Raw genomic sequence first — 19,408 nt, forward strand, 5'->3', positions numbered from 1 at the left:
TGCGCGTCCCGCGCGTCCCGCCGTGTCCGCAAACAGTGTGTCAGCAACGCCCCATCGTGACCTGGTGCGTCTGTCAGGAGCTTGCCGGCGTCACCAGGTCGTGCTGCTGTTTTGCGCAGCGGATTCTGCGGTCGGCACGAACGCCAGCGCCTGGCCTTGGGGCGACTGCACCGTCCAGCCGGCACCGGCCGGGCTCGGCTGGAAGGTCACCGTCTCGCCAACACGAAAGCCCGCAGTCGGGTCGTCCTGGCGTGCCGGCCAGCGCAGCAAGGCGGTGTTGTCGGCGTTTGCCGGATCCTGCAACTGCACTTCGCAGCCGCCATCGGTGGCTTTCTCGACCGACTTGACCCGCATCGGCGGCAACGGCCCTGTGGAGGCCTTGTGCGATGCGTCGCCGAGGGCTTCCGAACCTGCCACCGCACTGTGGCCCAGCGCCAACGACACGAAGTACGGCGCGGAGATCACCAGGATCGCCGACATCGCCGAGGCATCGCCGCGGGTGATCGTGGTCAAGCCTGCAGTGGCCGGCAGCGGCTGGCCGAACGCGATGGCCAGCAACAACCCGAGGCCGGCAGATCGAAGAGGGATGTTCATGGAGATGCTCCGTGCGTGGCAACGCTGTGGGGAATGGAATTATCCTGCAGCAGCATGTGTTGCTGCTGCAGGAAATCGAACACCGACTCGACCGTGATCACCGAATAATTGCCGGAGATGCGCTCGCTGGCGGGATGGTCGGTCACTGCGGCATTGGCGACGAAGAAACGGGCGCCGATGCGCTTGCTCAGGTCCAGGTGCAGGCGCGTAGGTTGGTAGCCATTGCGCTTGAGCCAGGCTTGCGCGCTGCGTCGATCGCTCACCGGTGCAGATGTCGCATCTGCTGTGTGGGTCGCCGCCAAGGCCGCCGCCAGCACTTCGAGCACCCACTGGTTGGAGTTCTGGTAATCGGTGGAGAACGGGTAGGCGATCATGCTGTAGCGCGCCTGGTGCAGCGCATGTGCCAGCGTGGCCGGATCCTGCAGCAACGTGCGCAGTTGCTGCTGCAGCGCCGGTGCCGGCACGCCGACGCGCAGGTCGGCAGTGAGGGCAGTTTCGCCGATGAAGTTGCTCAGACCTTCGTGATACAGCGCGGAGGTGTCCGACTTGCAGTGATTGAGCAGGTGCTTGACCCGCCAGGTGCCGTCGTCCTCTCGCAGCGCGAAGGCCAGGTGGCTGTGTTTCAGCCCATAGCGGCTCAGATCCTGGCCGCCGCGTGCCAGCAGCACCACCTGCGCACCGTCCACTGCGTCCAGCGCCTGCTGGGTGGACCTGGCCATGTCGAACATCGCCGCCAGCGTGGCGGGCGTTGGATAGTGCGGCGTGCAGACCGGCGCGGCAATGGCAGGCAATGCGCAGGTCAGGGCGATGAGCAACGCCGTTGTTGCAGGCCAGCTGCGCCGTGTGTGTTCGCATTGCATGGGGATTGATCGTCCGTGTGGCTGCCCCGTGGCATCCACGGCGGCACCATCATACGTGCAGGCGCTCGCGCACCAGTGCGGCGATGCGCTGGGTTTCGCGCAGTGGTTGCAGCTGCGACGGGGCTGCGAAGACATCCCGCGCATCGGCTAGACGGCCATGCGCCTGCAGTGCCCGCAGATACGTCGCCACCCGTCCCTGCGCGTGTTCGGCAAACGCCGCTGCCACCGGTACCCGCGTGGCGCAGGCTTCGGAGAGCAGGTTGACCGAGTCGGCGCTGGCCACGATCGCATCGGCCCAGCCCAGCAGGCCGGCATACGGGTTCGGCCCATCGCGCTCGTCGCACCACAGCAGGCCTGGCAGGCCTGCACGCGCATTGCGCAGCGTCGCGATCGCCTCGGGCGGGGTGCGCCGGGAGGTGGTGACCAGCAGGCTGCCGCCGGCCGCAAGCACCTGCGCGCGCAGTTGCATGCACAGCGCCGCAAGCGCCTGGGTGGTCCAGGGCACCTGCGCGGTCGGGCCGCCGATCAACAGCGCCACGCGTGGGCCGGGCAGCGCGCCGAGCGGTGCGAAGGCGGCGCGCCCGGCGGCCAGCCACGCATCGTCCACCGGGTTCAAGCTGCCGAGTAATGTGATCACGTTCGCGCCACGCAGCGCATCGTGCTCGGGCACGATCAGCAGATCCCAGTGGCGCGGGTCCAGCCGCGGGTCCAGGATCTGCACCGCCTGGCTGCCGCGCGCGCGCAGCAGCCGGGTGGCCAGGGCGGCCTGGCGCCCGCAGCCGATCGCCAGCGTCGGCGGCTGCTGCAAATGCCGCGCGAATTTCGCGCCAAATGCGGCCTGCGCCCCCGGCAACAGGCGCGGTGCGGCCCAACGCCACGGCGCGCGGGCCTGCAGATGCAGTGCGGTCACCGGTGTGGAGTGCAGCGCCTGCGCCAAGGCCTCGGCCTGGCGTGCATTGCCGGCGCGGCCGTCGCTCACGGCCCAGGTCAGCGCCATCGTTTCAGATCCGACATAGATTTGTTTCAGATTGAGCGTGTGTTGCAGCAATCGCGCCACTCTACACTGCGGGTCTTCACGCTGGCGCCGGTGCTGCACCCTACTGTCGCCCATTCCCTTGCTTCCCGGAGTCTCCATGTCCGACTTGCTCGACGCTGCCGCGCTGGATCAGCTCTTTCGTACCGCCCGCACGCAAAACGCCTTTCTCGACAAGCCGGTGAGCGAAGCGCAGCTGCGCGAGCTCTACGATCTGCTGAAGTGGGGCCCGACCGCGGCCAACGGGTCGCCGGCGCGTTTCGTGTTCGTGACCACGCCCGAGGGCAAGCAGAAGCTCAAGCCGGCGCTGTCCGAGGCCAATGCCGCCAAGACGCTGGCCGCGCCGGTCACGGTGATCGTCGGCTCCGATGAGGAGTTCCACGAAAAGCTGCCGTACCTGTTCCCGCATGCCGACGCCAAGAGCTGGTTCGAAGGCTCGCGCGAGATGCGCGCAACCGGTGCGTTCCGTAACAGCTCGCTGCAGGGCGCCTACCTGATCCTGGCCGCACGTGCGCTGGGTCTGAATGCCGGCCCGATGTCCGGCTTCGACAACGCCAAGGTGGATGCGGCGTTCTTTGCCGGCACGCCGATCAAGTCCAACTTTCTGATCAATCTTGGCTACGGCGATCCGGCCGGGCTGTTCCCGCGGCTGCCGCGCCTGAGCTTCGACGAAGCCGCACGCATCGAATAACGGCGGCGAGACACCGGCTGCGCACACCGTCAGGCGGGCGCAGCCGGCGCGCCGCCAGGCGGGGAGCGACGTACACTCCGGCTTCGGAGCGCCCCCCGCACCACCCGACGAGCGTGCGCCCTGTGCCATCGGCCCCAGGCGCATGTTTTCCGCTTTCCTGCAGTCCTCGTCCGTCTGCGTCCGTTCCATCCGCGTTGATCCAATGCGGTCCCTCATCCTCAAGGAGTTTCAATGAAGACCACCCACAAACTGCTGCTGCCGCTCGCCCTGACCCTGGCCATCGCCGCCTGCTCCAAGCCGGCCGACAACGCCGCCGCGCCTGCTGCCGAAACCCCGGCCGCCACCGCCCCGGCCGATGCCGCTGCAACGGCACCTGCCGCCGCCGAACCGGCCGCCTCGACCGCGCCGGCCGTGGAAGTGGCCTCGGGCACCTACACCCTGGACCCGAGCCACACCGACGTGCTGGCGCAGTGGAGCCACTTCGGCTTCTCCAACCCGACCGCCCACTTCGGCAATGTCGACGGCACCCTGGTGTACGACGCGGCCGACGTGACCAAGTCCACCGTGCAGGTCACCCTGCCGCTGTCGGGTCTGAACAGCTTCACCGCCAAGTTCGACGAGCACCTGAAGAGCGGTGACTTCTTCGACGCGGCCAAGTTCCCGACCGCCACCTTCAAGAGCACCAAGGTCGAAGCGGCCGGCCCCAACAAGCTGACCGTCACTGGCGATCTGACCATCAAGGATCAGACCAAGCCGGTCGTGCTGGACGTCACCCTCAATGGTGCCGGCGAGCACCCGATGAAGAAGGTGCCGGCAGCCGGTTTCGACGCCACCACCACCATCAAGCGCACCGACTTCGGCGTGGGCCAGTACGCCCCGAACGTCAGCGATGAAGTGAAGATCCGCATCACCACCGAAGCCCTGCAGGCCAAGGCCGGTGACGCTGCCGCTGCCAAGTAAGTCGCAGCGCAGTGGATGCATCGGTGCGAGCAATCGCACCGATGCGTGTAACGCAAAAGCCCGCCGATCGGCGGGCTTTTGCTTGGGCGCCTATCAGCTCTTCGTAGGAGCGGCCCTGGCCGCGAGGGATCCACCCTCAGCCCCACCACAACGCATGAGCATCCGACCTTTGTAGGAGCGGCCCTGGCCGCGAGGGCTCTACCCTCAGCCCCACCACAACGCATGAGCATCCGACCTTCGTAGGAGCGGCCCTGGCCGCGAGGGCTCTACCCTCAGCCCGGCACCACGCGCGTGCCCACCCTCACTCCGCCGCCGGATTCGCCTTCCAGTAGCCCTTCGCGCGCACTGAATCCTTATCCACGCCCATGTGCTCTTCGAGAAACTTGCGCATCGCACGTGCGCGCATGGATTCGGTGCCGATCCAGTAGAACGTGTCGCCGTCGTGCGGCTCGTAATCGCGCAGGCTGTCTTCCAGCAGGGTGCTGCTGGCGGCATCGAAGCCGTTGCGTTCCAGCCAGTACACGTCCACCTCGGCGGCGCTGAGCAGCTCCTGGCGCTCGGCCGCATCGGCGATTTCGATAAAGACCTCTGCATGCATGTCGGCGGGCATGGCTTCCAGCCAGCGGCCGATTGCCGGCAAGGCGGTTTCATCGCCGATCAGCACGTAGTGGTCGTAGTCGTCGGCAACCAGGAACGAGCCGCGCGGGCCGCCGATCGTCAGGGTGTCGCCGGGCTGTGCCTGCGCCGCCCAGCTGGAGGCCACGCCGTCGCCGTGCAGCACGAAGTCGATGCTCAACTCGCCACTCTGCGGGTCGAAATAGCGCGGCGTGTAATCGCGGCCGGGCGAGGGCAGGGCGCCTTCGGCATAGCGCGGGCCGTCCGGTGTCATCGTCGGCAGCACGAAGGCGCCATCGGCATTGGGGAAGAACAGCTTGACGTGGTCGTCCGGTGCCTCGCTCTGAAAGCCGGCAAGCTCGCTGCCGCCGAACACGATGCGGCGCATCTGCGGCGTCAGCGATTCGCAACGCACCACCTGCACGGAGCGCAGGCGCGGGTCGCGGCGGAGTTGGGTGTGGGTGTGGATGGCCATGTGGTGCGATTCCTGGAGGTGGCGCGCAGCTGCGCGGCGGGGGAGTGACTGCATACGGTGATGTGACGATCTAGCCAGACAACTGGCGAAAAACAGCGGTTGTTGCTCAGCCTTCTCCCATCGGGAGGAGGTGCCCCGCAGGGGCGGATGCGGGTACGGGCGACGCCTCGCGCATCTGCCAAACAAGCGAGGTCGATGTCTTGCAGCGACACGCTGATCAAATCGCAGAACAGCGCAGGGACAGCAATGCATGCATGCCACTGACGCCGCGCAACGCAACCACCGCGATGACGCGTCACTGCCGCAAGGCGCATTCAAACCGGCATCGGTTGGCTTCGGACCACAGCGATGGACGCACTCAGCCGTCGTCGCGCTCCATGCCGTCAGCGGCGGCGTTGAGTAGCGCGGCAATGCGTGTGGTTTCTGCATCCGTCCATTGCCCATGCCGCGCAAACAGGCCGTGCTTGATGCGGTGAATGGCTTCGCGAATCGGCGCCGGTGTCTGTGCCTTGATCAGCTCGCGCGCGCGGCGGTGGGTGCGGGCCAATGCGGCATCGAGTGCATCGCGGTGCTGCGCCGCATACGTACGGCCGGAGGCGGTGACCTGATAGCGCTTGCGGCCCTCGTCCAGCGCGGTCTGCACCCAGCCATCGGCTTCGAGCTGCGCCAGTGCCGGATAGATGGCGCCTGCGCTGGGCGTGTAGAGGCCTTTGAACAGTGCGGTGATCTGCCGCATCAACTCGTAGCCATGGCGTGGCTGTTGCTCGATCAGCGCCACCAGCAGCAGGCGCAGGTCGCCATGTTCCAGCGGCCGCGCGCGCCCGGCGCCACCACGGCGCGTGGCACTGGGCGCCACGGATGGATCGAGCTCGCTCGGCAGGTTGTCGCGGTGGGAGCGCATTGTCATTCGATATATCGAAGCATGCTGAAAAGATATATCGAAGTATGGCGGCCTGCAAGCACCTGCCTGTCGCCCGGCTGACCAACATGGCTATCGCTGCGGCTCATGCTGCAACGCGGCTAGACACAACTGATCTCCATAATTACGATGTAATTACTTCGACATTACGGGCTTGGCCCGGTGAGGCAGACGCATGAGTCGACAGTGGGACACCCAGGCCGAGAGCCGGCGCCAGCGCCTGCAGCGCGCCGCCGCGCTGGCGCCGCAGGGGCGCGTGGTGGCGGCCGACGACGTGGTGGCGCTGCTGGAGGCGGTGATCGAGCCGGGCGACCGCGTCTGCCTGGAAGGCAACAACCAGAAGCAGGCCGATTTCCTGGCGCGCTGCCTGACCGAGGTAGATCCCGCGCGCGTGCATGACCTGCACATGGTGCAATCGGTGTTGTCGCTGCCGGCGCATCTGGACGTGTTCGAGCGCGGCATCGCCAAGCGGCTGGATTTCTCGTTCTCCGGCCCGCAGGCCGCGCGCCTGGCCGGGCTGGTCGGCGAGGGCCGCATCGAGATTGGGGCCATCCACACCTACCTGGAGTTGTTTGGCCGCTACTTCATCGACCTGACCCCGCGCATCGCGTTGGTCACCGCGCAGGCCGCCGACCGCCACGGCAATCTCTACACCGGCCCCAACACCGAAGACACCCCGGTGATCGTGGAGGCCACCGCGTTCAAGGGCGGCATCGTGATTGCGCAGGTCAACGAGATCGTTGATACCCTGCCGCGCGTGGACATCCCGGCCGACTGGGTGGACTTCGTTACCCAGGCGCCCAAGCCCAACTACATCGAACCGCTGTTCACCCGCGACCCGGCGCAGATCTCCGAGATCCAGGTGCTGATGGCGATGATGGCGATCAAGGGCATCTACGCCGAATACGGCGTGGACCGGCTAAATCACGGCATCGGTTTCGACACCGCAGCGATCGAATTGCTGCTGCCTACCTATGCCGAATCGCTGGGGCTGAAGGGCAAGATCTGCCGGCACTGGGCGCTCAATCCGCATCCGGCGCTGATCCCGGCGATCGAATCGGGTTTCGTGCACTCGGTGCATTCGTTCGGTTCGGAACTGGGCATGGAGGCCTACATCGCCGCGCGCCCGGACATCTTCTTTACCGGTGCCGACGGCAGCATGCGCTCCAACCGCGCGTTGTCGCAGACCGCCGGCTTGTATGCCTGTGACATGTTCATCGGTTCCACCCTGCAGATCGATCTGCAGGGCAACAGTTCCACCGCCACGCGCGACCGCATCGCCGGCTTCGGCGGCGCGCCCAACATGGGCTCGGATGCGCGCGGCCGCCGGCACGCCAGCGACGCCTGGCTCAAGGCCGGGCGCGAGGCGGCGCGCCCCGGCGAGATGCCGCGCGGACGCAAGCTGGTGGTGCAGATGGTGGAAACCTTCCGCGAACACATGGCGCCGGCCTTCGTCGACAGGCTCGATGCCTGGGAGCTGGCCGAGCGCGCCAACATGCCGCTGCCGCCGGTGATGATCTATGGCGACGACGTCAGCCATGTGCTCACCGAAGAAGGCATCGCCAACCTGTTGCTGTGCCGAAGCGCCGAAGAACGCGAACAGGCCATCCGTGGCGTGTCCGGGTATACCGCCGTCGGCCTGGGCCGCGACAAACGCGCGGTCGAGAACCTGCGCGATCGCGGTGTCATCAGGCGGCCCGAAGATCTGGGCATCCGGCCGCGCGATGCCACGCGCGACCTGCTCGCCGCGCGCACGGTCAAGGACCTGGTGCGCTGGTCCGGTGGGTTGTACGACCCGCCGAAACGTTTTCGCAATTGGTAGGGGCACGGCATGGAAACCCTGCGGTATCGCTTCGATGGCCAGCACGGCGCGCGCGCCGGGCTGGACCATGCGCTGGTCGGCGTGGTCGCCTCCGGCAACCTGGAAGTGCTGGTCGAGCGCGTGCCGCTGGACGGCGCGATGGAGATCGAGATCCTCACCGCCGCACGCGGTTTCGGCGCGATCTGGCAGGCGGTGCTGGATGATTTTGCCGCGCGCCATCCGCTGCGCGATGTGCGCATCAGCATCAACGATGTCGGCGCCACGCCCGCGGTGGTGAGCCTGCGCCTGGAGCAGGCGGTGGACGTCCTGCAGGGAGCTACCGCATGAGCCGCCGCAGTCACCCCGTAGGAGCGCACCCGGGCGCGACGGGCTTTCCGGGTAATGCCCTGGTCGCGCCCAGGTGCGCTCCTACGCCAGTCATCCGGAATCACTTAGGCACCACCATCTCCATGGCCGAGTGCAGGGACGACGCACGGGCACACCGCAGTCACCCCGTAGGAGCGCACCCGGGCGCGACGGGCTTTCACGGTAATGCCCCGGTCGCGCCCGGGTGCGCTCCTACGCCGGTCATCCGGAATCACTTAGGCACCACCATCTCCGTGGCCGAGTGCAGGGACGACGCACCGGTACTTCGCAGTCATCCCGTAGGAGCGCACCCGGGCGCGACGGGCTTTCCCGGTAATGCCCTGGTCGCGCCCGGGTGCGCTCCTACGCATGTCGTCGGGAGACTTGTATGAGCACCACCATTCCCGTGGCCGAGCGCAGCTATTACGAGGCTGACGCGCGCGAGCGCATCGACGGCGTGCTGGATGCCGGCAGCTTTCGCGAATTCGTCGGCCCACGTCGCCGCCTGATCAGCCCGCATTTGGCCCAACTGGACACGCCCGGCGCCTTCGATGACGGCATCGTCGTCGGCGAAGGCATGCTGCGTGGGCGCACCGTGCTGATCGCCGCGCAGCAAGGCGCCTTCATGGGCGGCGGCGTCGGCGAAGTGCACGGCGCCAAGCTCACCGGCCTGCTCGAACGCGCCACCGCCACCCACCCGGACGCAGTGCTGCTGCTGCTCGACACCGGCGGTGTGCGTCTGCACGAGGCCAATGCCGGCCTGATCGCCATCTCTGAAATCATGCGTGCCACCTTGAACACGCGTGCCGCCGGTGTGCCGGTGCTGGCCTTGATCGGCAGCGGCAACGGCGCCTTCGGCGGCATGGGCATCGTGGCGCGCTGCTGCAGCGCGGTGATCATGTCCGAAGAAGGTCGCCTGTCGTTGTCCGGCCCGGACGTGATCGAAACCGTGCGCGGCGTGGAAGAGTTCGACGCCCGCGACCGCGCCCTGGTGTGGCGCGTCACCGGCGGCAAGCACCGCTATCTGCTGGGCGAGGCACAGACGCTGGTGGCCGACCGCATCGCTGCATTCGCCGATGCCGCCGCGCAGACGCTGGACACCCTGGCCGAGCCGGCGGGCGAGGCCGCACTGCAGGCATTGGAAGTGGCGCATCAACAGTTGTCCAGGCGCATTGACGCCTATGGCGATTGCCGCGATGGGCTGGAGATCTGGCAACGCCAGGGCATCGTCGATGCGCAGCGGCTGCCGCTGCTGGACACCGACGCCTTCCTTGCCGCCACCGCCGACCGGAGCACGCCATGGAACTGAGCCAACTGCTGGACCAGCTGTTTCCGCTCGGCCACGCCATCGCTTGCAACGACGATGTGCTCACCGGCAGCGCCACCACGGCCGCGGGCGCCGTCACCGTGATCGGCACCGCCAACAAGCTGGAAGTTGGCGTGGACCATGCGCTGGCATTGGCGGCGACCGTATTGGCGAGCACGCGCGCGCATCCGCAGCGGCCGATCGTGATGCTGGCCGACACCGCCGGGCAACGGCTCGCGCGCCGCGACGAACTGCTCGGCATCAACGGCTACTTCGCGCATCTGGCACGCACGCTGGATCTGGCGCGCAAGCGCGGCGCGCGGCTGGTCACACTGGTGTATGGCGAATCGGTCAGCGGCGGCTTCCTGTCGTTCGGCCTGATGGCCGACCATATCCACGCGTTGCCGGACGCGCAGATCCGGGTGATGGATCTGCGCGCGATGGCGCGCGTGACCAAGCAGAGCGTGGATACCTTGCAGGCGCTGAGCAAGAGCTCGCCGGTGTTCGCGCCGGGCGTGGAGAACTACGTGCGCATGGGCGCGGTGGAGTCGCTCTGGGACGGCGACCTGGCGCAGGCGCTGCTCGACGCCCTGGCTGCGCCCGGCGATGGCGATCAACGCCGGGCACTTGGCGCGCAACGTGGCGGGCGCACCCTGGCGCGCGATGTCGCCGCCGCCGTGGCCGCAGGCGAGGCCTGAGCATGCCCGCCCGCCACGCACTGGTGTGGCTGCATCCGGACGCGCGCTGGCAAGCGCTGACGCCAGGTGCGCAGCCACGGCTGCAGCAGTGGTTCGCCGCGGGGTGGCCGGCGGTGGTGGCGCGTGGCGATGGCAGCCACGCGCCCGGCCGCGTGCCGCTCGGCGTGCCGTTGCCGCCAAACGAAGGCAAGCAGCGGCTGGCGTTGAGTGCCGGCCTGGACGCTATCGTGCGCAGCACCGCGCCGCTGGCGCTGGACGCGGTGATCGCAGCCGCACCCGCCACGCTGCAGCCTGCACTGCAGGCCTTGCGGGCGCAGGCCAATGCCAGTGCCCTGCAGCCGCGCGTCTTCGGCAGCTTCGCATGGCAAGCCCTGACCGGGCTTGCGTATGTGCATGCACAATCGGACCTGGATCTGTTGTGGTCCATCGCCACGCCCGAACAGGCGCAGGCAGTGGTGACGCTGCTGCAGCGCTGGGAACACCCCCACGGATTGCGCGCAGACGGCGAGCTGTTGCTGCCCGACGACACCGCGGTGAACTGGCGCGAGTACGCCGGCAGCGCGCAGCAGGTGTTGGTGAAGTCCACCAATGGCTGCCGCCTGCTGCCGCGCAGCGCGCTGTTTCCGGTGTGGAGCGCGGCATGAGTGCATTGGTCGAACGCGTTGCTGATGCCAGGCCCGCGGGGACGCAGTGCACTGCGGCCGAGCGGCAGCCGCGAGCGACAACATCAAAAGAAACGGGCATCGCGCCGTCCCGGCCTGGTGCAGACAGCCCATCGACGCGCTTGGTTGCTGCGGACATCCCCTCGGCACTGGCACAGGCAGCACCGCCAGAAGCATCCCAACAGCCAAGACTGCGCCTTGCTCCTGCACGCGATGGCTCGGATCTTGTTTACGCGCCGTCGCGTGCTGCACGCACGCATGGCGATGTGCAAGACAACGTCGCGCTACAAGCCACATGGCATGCCGAAGCCGGCACCGCCAGCGCGCTGGCGCACCGTCTGGGGCGGCTCGCGGTCGCCGCCCTGCACGCGGAACTGCGCTGCGCGCCCAAGCCCGGCCTGGTCACGCCGTTCGACAACGGCAGCCATGCCGACATGGATGCCACGACATTCCTGCGCAGCCTGTTTGCCCTGCGCGGCTATTTCGTCGCGATTGCACAGGCGGGTATCGACAATGCCCCGTTCGAGCATGTGCGCCAGCTCGGCATCTCGGCCGAAGCGGCGATGCTGCGCGCCACCGGTGGCATCAATACCCACCGCGGTGCGATCTTCAGCCTTGGCGTGCTCACTGCACAGGCGGCGCGCCTGCGTGCCGTGCATGGGCATGCCCCTACAGGTGAAGCAGTCTGCAACGCGGTGCAGGTCTGGCGCGATGCATTGCGCGCCGCGCCGCTGGATCCACGCAGCAATGGCCAGCGTGCGCGTGCACGGTTTCGGATCGGCGGCGTGCGCGAGCAGGCCGCGGACGGTTATCCCTTGCTGCGCGAGATCGCGTTGCCGTCTCTGCGCAGCGCAATGCACAACGGCGCCACGCGCGAGGCGGCACTGGCGCACACCTTGATGCACCTGGTTGCCGAGGTCGATGACCTCAACCTGTTGCATCGCGGCGGGCAGGAAGGGCTGGCTTACGCAAAGACGCAAGCGCGTGGGTTTCTCGCCGAAGGCGGCATCGCACAACCGCAGTGGCGCGCGCGCTTGAACGCCATTGGCAGGCAGTTCGTCGCGCGTTGTCTGAGCCCGGGCGGCAGCGCCGACCTGCTGGCCTGTGCCTGGTTCCTGCAGTGTCAGGAGAGCGCATAAACATGCGCCAGCCATCGGCAGCCGCGAAGACAGTGCGCGCACGCGCGTGCAGTCGCGCTGCCCGTTTCAGTGCAGCAGAACACGGCATCCTTCTCGCTGTCCCTGGAGACGTGGCCTGCAGGGCGGATCAGGACTCCACTCGCACGGCGCACGGCGTTACCTGCCAGCAGGCCACCGCATGAGCCTGGCCGTGCTCTGTCCCGGCCAGGGTGGGCAGCATGCGGCGATGTTCGCGCGTGTTGCCGATGCGCCGGCCGCGGCCGAGGTAATCGCTGCCGCAAGCAAGGTGCTCGGCGCCTCGGCACACACGCTTGCCGCAGACAACGCCCGCTACACCAATGCCATTGCACAGCCACTGGTGTGCGCCGGCACCCTGGCGCACTGGCAGCTGCTGCGTGCGCAGCTGCCCACGCCGGTGCTGGTGCTGGGCTACAGCGTCGGCGAGCTGGCCGCGCATGCGGTAGCCGGCAGCATGGAGATCGATACCTGCCTGCAGCTGGCCGCCACCCGCGCACGCCTGATGGACGCGGCCAGCCCGGACCACGCCGGATTGATGGCGGTGGCCGGCCTGCCGCTGCGTGTGCTCGAAGCGCTGTGCCAGACGCATGGCGCGGCCGTCGCCATCGTCAACGGCGACGACCATGCCGTGCTCGGTGGCCCGCACGCTGCGCTGCAGGCACTGGGCGATGCAGCGCAGGCGCAGGGCGCACGCGTCACGCAGTTGCCGGTGCGCGTGCCAGCGCATACGCCCTGGCTGCGTGCGGCGGCCGATGCCTTCGCGGTTGAATTGAACAACGCAGCCGTGCACGCGCCCAGGCTGCGCGTGCTGGCCGGCATCGATGCACGTGCCGTCACCACGCAGGCCCTGGTGGTGGACACGCTGGCCGCACAGATCGCGCAGACGGTGCGCTGGTACGACGTGCTGGTGCAGGCCGCCGAACGCGGCGCGCGCGTGTTTCTCGAACTGGGGCCAGGCAGCGCATTGGCGCGCATGGCACGCGACATCGTGCCGGGCTGCGAAGCGCGATCGGTGGAGGACTTCCACAGCACGCAGGGCGTGGTGGAGTGGGTCCACGCCGCGTGCGAGCGCGCGGCATGAAGTAACGCCAGGAGCGGCGATGTGGGCGTGGCGCAGGCAACCGCCCGGCAGCTGCCCCTTATTTCTGTCAGCCGCCCTGCGTCTGACCAGGTGTGACCCTTGGGTGGCGGGTGGCCATCCGTGCTGTACGCGTATCAGGTGTCTGGGAGGGCGCATGACCCCGCAAATTGCAACGATTCTTGGCTTGGTGATCATGTTCATCGTCGCCACCGCATTGCCCATCAACATGGGTGCGGTGGCCTTCGCGCTGGCCTTCATCATCGGCGGCGTCTGGGTGGGGCTGGACGGCAAGGAGGTGCTGGCCGGCTTTCCCGGCGACCTGTTCCTCACCCTGGTCGGCATCACCTATCTGTTCGCCATCGCACAGAAGAACGGCACCATCGATCTGCTGGTGCACTGGGCGGTGCGCGCGGTACGCGGGCGCATCGTGGCCATTCCCTGGGTGATGTTCGTCATCACCGGCCTGCTCACCGCGTTCGGCGCGTTGGGGCCGGCGGCGGTGGCCATCATCGGCCCGGTGGCGCTGCGCTTTGCCAAGCAATACCGCATCAATCCCCTGATGATGGGCCTGCTGGTGATCCATGGCGCGCAGGGCGGCGGCTTTTCGCCGATCAGCGTGTATGGCGGCATCACCAACAAGGTGGTGGAAAAGGCCGGGCTGGACGTCACCGAGATGGCGGTGTTCCTCACCAGCCTGGGCTTCAACCTGATGATGGCGATCATCTGCTTCTGCGCCTTCGGCGGGCTCAAGCTGATGCGGCGGCAGGAGGTGTCGCTGGCCGACGCGCAATACGTGGCGGTGGCCGACGACCAGGCCTCCAAGCGCCCGTTCGCGATCGAAGGGCATGGCTCCCTGGTGGCGGCCGGTGGCGGCACCTTGTCGACCAATCCGCTGGCGCTGGAGGCGGTGGCCATCACCCGCGATCGGGTGATCACGCTGGTCGGCCTGCTCGGTCTGGGCGTCGCCGCGCTGGTCTACAACCTCAATGTCGGGCTGGTCTCGATCACCGTGGCGGTGGCGCTGGCGCTGATCTCGCCCAGCGCGCAGAAGGGCGCGGTGGATGGCATCAGCTGGTCCACGGTGCTGTTGATCAGCGGCGTGGTGACCTACGTGGCGGTGCTGGAAAAGGCCGGTGCGGTGGACTACATCGGCACCGGCGTGTCGCATATCGGCATGCCGCTGCTGGGCGCGTTGCTGGTCTGCTATGTCGGCGGCATCGTGTCCGCGTTCGCCTCGTCGGCGGCGGTGCTGGGCGCCACCATCCCGCTGGCGGTGCCGTTCCTGATGCAGGGCCAGCTCGGCGCGGCCGGGGTGATCTGCGCGCTGGCGGTGTCGTCCACCATCGTCGATGTCAGCCCGTTCTCCACCAACGGTGCGCTGGTGGTGGCCTCGGCCGCCAAGGAAGAGCGCGACGCGCTGTTCCGTCGCTTCCTGGTGTACAGCGGGCTGGTGGTGCTGCTGGGGCCGTTGGTGGCCTGGCTGCTGTTCGTGGTGCCGGGCTGGCTGTGATCCGGCCCGCGTTCGGCAGGGTATCGGGGCGCCCCCGTAGAATGGGCGCCCCCACGCCCGCATCGACGACCCGCCTGCCATGACCCTCGCCCCTGATTCGCGCAGCGCCAAGAAGCGCGTACCGCTGTATGAGGAAGTGGCCGAGCGCCTGCGCCAGAAGATCTACGACTACGCGCTGCCGCCGGGCGAATGGATCGACGAACCGGCGCTGGCCGAGGAGCTCGGCATCAGCCGTACCCCGCTGCGCGAGAGCCTCAAGCTGCTCGCCGCCGAAGGCCTGGTGCAACTGGACGCCGGCCGTGGCAGCCGGGTCACGCGGCTGACATTGGAAGACCTCAACCAGTTGTTCCCGGTGATGGCCATGCTGGAAGGCCGCTGCGCGCACGATGCGGTCAAGCGCATCGATGCAGCCGGCGTGCAGCGCCTGGAAGAGCTGCACGCGGCGATGGAAGCCGCCGCCACCGCTGGCGACCTGGCCGAGTACTACCGCAACAATTACCTGATCCACGAAACCGTGCAGCAATACGCCGGCAACCCGTGGTTGATCCGCGTCACCCACGATCTGCACCGCATCCTCAAGATGCACCGCGGCCGGCAGCTGTTGACGCCCGGGCGCATGGCGCAGTCGCTGGCCGAGCACCGCGAGCTGATGGCATGCGTACGCCGCCGCGATGCCGAAGGTGCCGAGCGCACGATGCACGGGCATCTGCTGAGTCAGGGCCAGGCCTTGGCGGCGTATGTGGCAGCGGGCGGCATGTTGAATGTGCCGGCGCCATTACCGCGCGTGGGCGGGGTCTAGACGTCAACGCGTGGCTCCCGGCGACCATTCAGTGCACGCCATACGCTTCCCTTCTCCCTCCGGGAGAAGGTGCCCGAAGGGCGGATGAGGGCACGCGCGCACGCAGCACCGGCAAGCTTCTCGCTCTGGCGAATCCCCAATCCCAATCCCCAATCCCAGCCGAAAAAAACGGCCTACTCCGCCAACCCGAGCAACGCGTCCACGCGCTCGATCAGCTGCGTGCCCGCCAATCCCGCAAACACCTCCGGATGCGCATAGCCCCAGGCCACCGCGGCAAACGGCAAGCCCACCGTCTGCGCCGCTTCCCAGTCAGCGACCTGGTCGCCCACGTACACCGCCTGCGCTGCGGTATGCCCGGTGGCGCGCAGCACGCGGCGCAAGGCGCGCTGCTTGCCCAGCAAATGCGCGCCACCGTCGATGACGGCGAACGTCGCGCTCAGCTCCTTGCCCAGGGCGCGTTGCACATTCTCCACCGAGTTGGACGACACCAGGGCCAGGCAGGTGCCGCGCGCGTGCAGGGTCTGCAGCACCTCGGCAATGCCGTCGAACAAGGCCATCGGCGGGGCGGCACGCATCAGGCGGATGAAGTCGGCAGCCACCAGCGGAATGCGCCAGCTGCTCAGGCCCGATTGCTTGAGCAGCGCGCGGGTGCTCAGGCGGCGCGCGGCGTCCACTTCATGCGCTTGCGCGGCGCGGAAGCCGTGCCGCTCGGCCAGCACGCGCTGCGTGCTCAGAAAGAAACCGAACGAGTCGGCCAGGGTGCCATCGAAGTCGAAGATGATCAGCTTGGGCATTGCAACGCAGGGATCATGGCGTCATAGCCTAACCACTGCCGTGCACATGCCGCGCGCAGGCACACCCATATGTGTGCGCGCAGGCGAGGCGACACCGCAAGGCGATCGGTACACCCACTGCAATCATCGCCAGGTGGGCGCGCGTCCGATGCCGGGAATCGGCACGTACCACGCGTGCGCTTCTACCAGGTGCACGCGCATCCACCCCACGCCCGTCGGCTATACGTCGTCAGCGACCCTCACGCCTCGGCAAAATGCGGCACGATCGGCGTATCGCCTTGCGCATGCTGTTCGATGACCTTGCGCTGCATCGCCGCCAGGTAGGCATCCAGTTCTTCGGTGGAGGCGAACACATCGCTCAGCGGCACTGCCTTGACCATGTCGAAGACCTTACGGATCTGCGGCTGCGGGTTGGTCACCAGCACCTTGCCCTGGCGCGTGGCCAGCGCCTTGCGCGCCTTGAAGATGCAGCGGATGCCGGCGCTGGAGATGTATTCCAGCGCGGTCAGGTCCAGCACCAGCGTGGTGATCAGCGTGCCCAGCAGCGGCGACAGCGCCGCGTCCAGGTCCTGGTAGGTGTGGGTGTCCAGGCGCCCGGTCAGGATGACGCGTTGACGGGTGTCCTGCGGCGGGTCGATCTGGATGGCGAGCGTGGTCATGACAGTGCCTCGGGGACAGGGGCGTACGGATGGAGCAGGGTGACGCGCACCACGTTGTATGCACCATCGCGGCGGTAGTCGATGTGATCGGCGAATTGATGCACCAGAAACAGCCCCAGCCCGCCGATCTCGCGATCGTCGAGCTCGGCAGTCAGGTCCGGCGTCGCTGCGGCGCTGGGGTCGAACGCGCTGCCGGGGTCGTGCATCTCCAGCACCAGCGCCTGCGGGTCCAGCTGCAGTTGCAGGCGCAGCGGCTGCTCGGCGCACTGGCCGTGGGTGAGCGCATTGCAGCCGAGCTCTTCCACGATCAGCCGCACCTGGCCGATGCGCTCGGCATGCAGGCCTTCCAGCGTGAGCGAGTGTTCCAGCGCGTCGTTGGCGCCGGCCAGCTGGGCCAGCGAGGGCGCGATGGCCAGATCGAGCTTCATCGGGTCGTTGCCTTTCCGGGTGCGTCCCGGCCAGCGTCTGCGACCCGCCCAGCATGCTCCTGGCGCAGCCGGATCGCCAGCAGGGTGATGTCGTCGTACGGGTCGGCCTGGCCGGTGAAGTGGGCGATGTTGGCGATCACCGCCTTGCATTGCGCCGCCGCGCTGCGGCGTGGCCGCAGTGCGCCGAGCAGGCGCTCCAGCCCGTAGCTGGCGCCACGCTCGTTCATCGCCTCGGTCACCCCGTCGGTGTATCCCAGCAGCGTCTGCCCGGCGCTCATGCGGCCCTGCAGCACCGGGTAGGCGACCTGCGGCTCGATCCCCAGCGGCGCGCCGGTCTCCAGCGGCAACGGCCGCGCGGTGCCGTCGATGTCGATCAGCACCGGCGGCTCGTGGCCGGCGCTGGCCAGCCAGTAGTCGCCGCTCACCACATTGATCACCCCGCACAGCACCGTGGCGAACATGCAGGTGTCGTTGTTGTCGGCCAGCCGCGTGGAGGCGGCGATCAGGATGCTGTCCGGGCGCGTATGCCGGCGCGCGGCGATTTCCAGCACGCTCACCGCGCGCGCCATGAACAGGGCCGCCGGCACGCCCTTGTCGGACACATCGCCCACCACGAACCACAGCAGCCCCGGCTCGGTCTCCACGAAGTGATAGAAGTCGCCACCCACCGCCTTGGCCGGCTCCAGCCAGGCACAGGTTTCCAGGTGCGAATTGGCGCGGTCGAAGGTGCGCCCGGAGGGGAGCATCGCCTGCTGGATCTCGCGCGCGATCTGCAGCTCGCTGTGCATGCGCTCGCGCGCGGCGGTCATCTCGCCGATCTGCGCGATGTGGTTGCGGATCGCATCGCGCGCGCTGTCGAACGCACGCGCCATCACGCCCACCTCGTCGCGGCGTTCGATGTGCGGCAGCGGGTAGTCGAATTCGCCGCGGCGAAAGTGCTCGGCGGTGTCGGTCAGTTCCTCGATCGGCCGCGTCAGCTTGCGGGTGATCCGCCCCATCAGCCACCACCACACCACCGCGCCCAGCACTGCCGCCAGCGCCACCCACGCGGCCAGCCAGTTCAGCCCCGCCAGCACATAGCCTTCCGAGGCAGACAGCACAAAGGTCCAGCCGCTGCGCCCCACCGCCGCGCTATGGGTCAGAAAGCGCTCACCGTCGGGGGCGGTGTGCGCGAACGAGATCGGCTGGCCGGCCGCCACCGCGCGCTGCAGCGGCAGCAGGTCCGGCCGCGCATGCGCAACATAGCGCTCCAGCGTGTAGCGCAGGTTGAGCGCCGGGTCGGGGCTGAACACCAGCATGCCTTCGGGCGAGAGCAGCATCGGCTGGATGCTGATGTCGCGCGGCAGCTGGTCGATGATCTCGCGCAGGTGCTGCAGCGGCAGGTCCACGCTGACCATGCCCACCGGCGCGGCATCCACCGCATCGCCCGGGCGGCGCAACGGCAGGTTGTAGCTGGTGTACAGCGCGCTGCCGCCATTGGGATTGAGATATGGCTCGGACCACCACGCACGCCCTTCGCGCTGGGTGCGCAGGTACCACGGCATCGCGCGGTAGTCGTAGCCCAGCTCCTGCACCGATTTTTCCAGTACGCGCGTGCCGTCGCGATGCACGTACCAGACAAACCCGGTGTCGCGGGCCTTTTGCGTACGCGGCTCGATGATCAAACGCGCCGCGCCGATATCCGGGTCGCCGCTGAGCGTGGCCAGCAGCAGGGCGCGCAGATTGAACGGCTGCAGCCCCACCGCACTGCTGCTGGCGGCAAGCGTGCGGCCGCTCACCTGCACCGAATCCAGCATCGCCGCCAGGCTGCGCGCGGTCTGCTCGGTCAGGCCATCCACCTCGGTGCGCGCCGCCTCCACCAGCTCGGCGCGCGCGCCCAGGTAGAACACCGTGCCCAGCACCGCCAGCAACACCACCAGCACCGCGGTGGCGGCCAGCAACACCCGCATGCGCAGGCTGTGCCGCCAGTGCACCCGCGGGGTGACGGCCACGCCGTCGGC

The 19,408-nt window shown here is 68.2% G+C and carries 20 protein-coding genes; 11 read left to right on the forward strand and 9 right to left on the reverse strand.

Translation table 11 applies throughout. The features are described from left to right. Positions 1-90 precede the first annotated feature (90 nt). The 3 genes from H7A87_RS02775 to H7A87_RS02785 are packed head-to-tail and all read right to left on the reverse strand — an operon-like array spanning position 91 to position 2,451. A complete protein-coding gene (locus H7A87_RS02775; protein WP_119129495.1) occupies positions 91-594 on the reverse strand; it encodes a hypothetical protein in 504 nt (167 codons plus the stop codon). Next, positions 591-1,454 carry a DUF2145 domain-containing protein gene (locus tag H7A87_RS02780; protein ID WP_119129496.1) on the reverse strand — a complete coding sequence of 288 codons (864 nt, stop codon included), beginning with the start codon at positions 1,452-1,454 and terminating at the stop codon, positions 591-593. Before H7A87_RS02780 ends, H7A87_RS02775 begins: the two co-directional genes overlap by 4 nt. 49 nt (positions 1,455-1,503) lie before the next feature. Further along, a complete protein-coding gene (locus tag H7A87_RS02785) occupies positions 1,504-2,451 on the reverse strand; it encodes an ELM1/GtrOC1 family putative glycosyltransferase (protein WP_119129497.1) in 948 nt (315 codons plus the stop codon). A 136-nt stretch (positions 2,452-2,587) separates the two neighbouring features. On the opposite strand from H7A87_RS02785, the gene H7A87_RS02790 reads away from it, so the two are divergent. Together H7A87_RS02790 and H7A87_RS02795 are read left to right on the forward strand one after the other, a co-directional pair. Further along, complete coding sequence (locus H7A87_RS02790; RefSeq protein ID WP_119129498.1) at positions 2,588-3,178, forward strand: malonic semialdehyde reductase; 591 nt, start codon at positions 2,588-2,590, stop codon at positions 3,176-3,178. Positions 3,179-3,409: 231 nt separating this feature from the next. After that, complete coding sequence (locus tag H7A87_RS02795; protein WP_104583572.1) at positions 3,410-4,138, forward strand: YceI family protein; 729 nt, start codon at positions 3,410-3,412, stop codon at positions 4,136-4,138. A 301-nt stretch (positions 4,139-4,439) separates the two neighbouring features. Here the strand turns inward: H7A87_RS02795 and H7A87_RS02800 are convergent, their stop codons facing one another. Together H7A87_RS02800 and H7A87_RS02805 are read right to left on the reverse strand one after the other, a co-directional pair. Beyond that, entirely contained in the window at positions 4,440-5,228 is a 789-nt protein-coding gene (locus tag H7A87_RS02800; RefSeq protein WP_104583573.1) for a siderophore-interacting protein, read from the reverse strand. 358 nt (positions 5,229-5,586) lie between these two features. Next, positions 5,587-6,129 carry a PadR family transcriptional regulator gene (locus H7A87_RS02805; RefSeq protein ID WP_119129499.1) on the reverse strand — a complete coding sequence of 181 codons (543 nt, stop codon included), beginning with the start codon at positions 6,127-6,129 and terminating at the stop codon, positions 5,587-5,589. A gap of 193 nt (positions 6,130-6,322) precedes the next feature. Between H7A87_RS02805 and mdcA the strand changes: the two genes are divergently transcribed. The 9 genes from mdcA (at position 6,323) to H7A87_RS02850 (ending at position 15,527) form a co-directional block, all read left to right on the forward strand. Next, complete coding sequence (mdcA, locus tag H7A87_RS02810) at positions 6,323-7,969, forward strand: malonate decarboxylase subunit alpha (RefSeq protein ID WP_119129500.1); 1,647 nt, start codon at positions 6,323-6,325, stop codon at positions 7,967-7,969. 9 nt (positions 7,970-7,978) lie between these two features. Beyond that, complete coding sequence (mdcC, locus tag H7A87_RS02815) at positions 7,979-8,296, forward strand: malonate decarboxylase acyl carrier protein (RefSeq protein ID WP_104649296.1); 318 nt, start codon at positions 7,979-7,981, stop codon at positions 8,294-8,296. 406 nt (positions 8,297-8,702) lie between these two features. Beyond that, complete coding sequence (locus H7A87_RS02820; protein WP_119129501.1) at positions 8,703-9,623, forward strand: biotin-independent malonate decarboxylase subunit beta; 921 nt, start codon at positions 8,703-8,705, stop codon at positions 9,621-9,623. After that, entirely contained in the window at positions 9,614-10,318 is a 705-nt protein-coding gene (mdcE, locus tag H7A87_RS02825; protein ID WP_104583578.1) for a biotin-independent malonate decarboxylase subunit gamma, read from the forward strand. Before H7A87_RS02820 ends, mdcE begins: the two co-directional genes overlap by 10 nt. A gap of 2 nt (positions 10,319-10,320) precedes the next feature. Beyond that, positions 10,321-10,962 carry a malonate decarboxylase holo-[acyl-carrier-protein] synthase gene (gene mdcG / locus H7A87_RS02830; RefSeq protein WP_119129502.1) on the forward strand — a complete coding sequence of 214 codons (642 nt, stop codon included), beginning with the start codon at positions 10,321-10,323 and terminating at the stop codon, positions 10,960-10,962. A 344-nt stretch (positions 10,963-11,306) separates the two neighbouring features. Continuing rightward, positions 11,307-12,119 (forward strand): triphosphoribosyl-dephospho-CoA synthase MdcB, encoded by an 813-nt coding sequence (gene mdcB, locus H7A87_RS02835; protein WP_232087962.1) that lies wholly within the window; start codon positions 11,307-11,309, stop codon positions 12,117-12,119. Positions 12,120-12,297: 178 nt separating this feature from the next. Then, positions 12,298-13,218: a malonate decarboxylase subunit epsilon gene (gene mdcH / locus H7A87_RS02840; RefSeq protein ID WP_119129504.1), complete on the forward strand. Its 921-nt coding sequence runs from the start codon at positions 12,298-12,300 to the stop codon at positions 13,216-13,218. Between the two features lie 154 nt (positions 13,219-13,372). Continuing rightward, positions 13,373-14,728 carry an SLC13 family permease gene (locus tag H7A87_RS02845; protein WP_039523211.1) on the forward strand — a complete coding sequence of 452 codons (1,356 nt, stop codon included), beginning with the start codon at positions 13,373-13,375 and terminating at the stop codon, positions 14,726-14,728. 79 nt (positions 14,729-14,807) lie between these two features. Then, the gene (locus tag H7A87_RS02850) at positions 14,808-15,527 is read left to right on the forward strand and encodes a GntR family transcriptional regulator (RefSeq protein WP_104649291.1); all 720 of its coding nucleotides are present in this window, start codon (positions 14,808-14,810) and stop codon (positions 15,525-15,527) included. Positions 15,528-15,700: 173 nt separating this feature from the next. Here the strand turns inward: H7A87_RS02850 and H7A87_RS02855 are convergent, their stop codons facing one another. From H7A87_RS02855 to H7A87_RS02870, 4 genes are all read right to left on the reverse strand, one after another. Then, positions 15,701-16,321, reverse strand: coding sequence for an HAD-IA family hydrolase (locus tag H7A87_RS02855; RefSeq protein WP_119129505.1), 621 nt, complete (start codon positions 16,319-16,321; stop codon positions 15,701-15,703). Between the two features lie 239 nt (positions 16,322-16,560). Then, the gene (locus tag H7A87_RS02860; protein ID WP_005923815.1) at positions 16,561-16,980 is read right to left on the reverse strand and encodes an STAS domain-containing protein; all 420 of its coding nucleotides are present in this window, start codon (positions 16,978-16,980) and stop codon (positions 16,561-16,563) included. Beyond that, positions 16,977-17,408, reverse strand: a complete 432-nt coding sequence (locus H7A87_RS02865) for an ATP-binding protein (RefSeq protein ID WP_104585696.1) — start codon at positions 17,406-17,408, stop codon at positions 16,977-16,979. Before H7A87_RS02865 ends, H7A87_RS02860 begins: the two co-directional genes overlap by 4 nt. Then, positions 17,405-19,357, reverse strand: coding sequence for a SpoIIE family protein phosphatase (locus H7A87_RS02870; RefSeq protein ID WP_232087963.1), 1,953 nt, complete (start codon positions 19,355-19,357; stop codon positions 17,405-17,407). The genes H7A87_RS02865 and H7A87_RS02870 overlap by 4 nt, the downstream gene beginning before the upstream one ends. Positions 19,358-19,408 lie beyond the last annotated feature (51 nt).

Source organism: Xanthomonas sp. CPBF 426 (assembly GCF_903989465.1).
Taxonomy (GTDB): domain Bacteria; phylum Pseudomonadota; class Gammaproteobacteria; order Xanthomonadales; family Xanthomonadaceae; genus Xanthomonas; species Xanthomonas euroxanthea.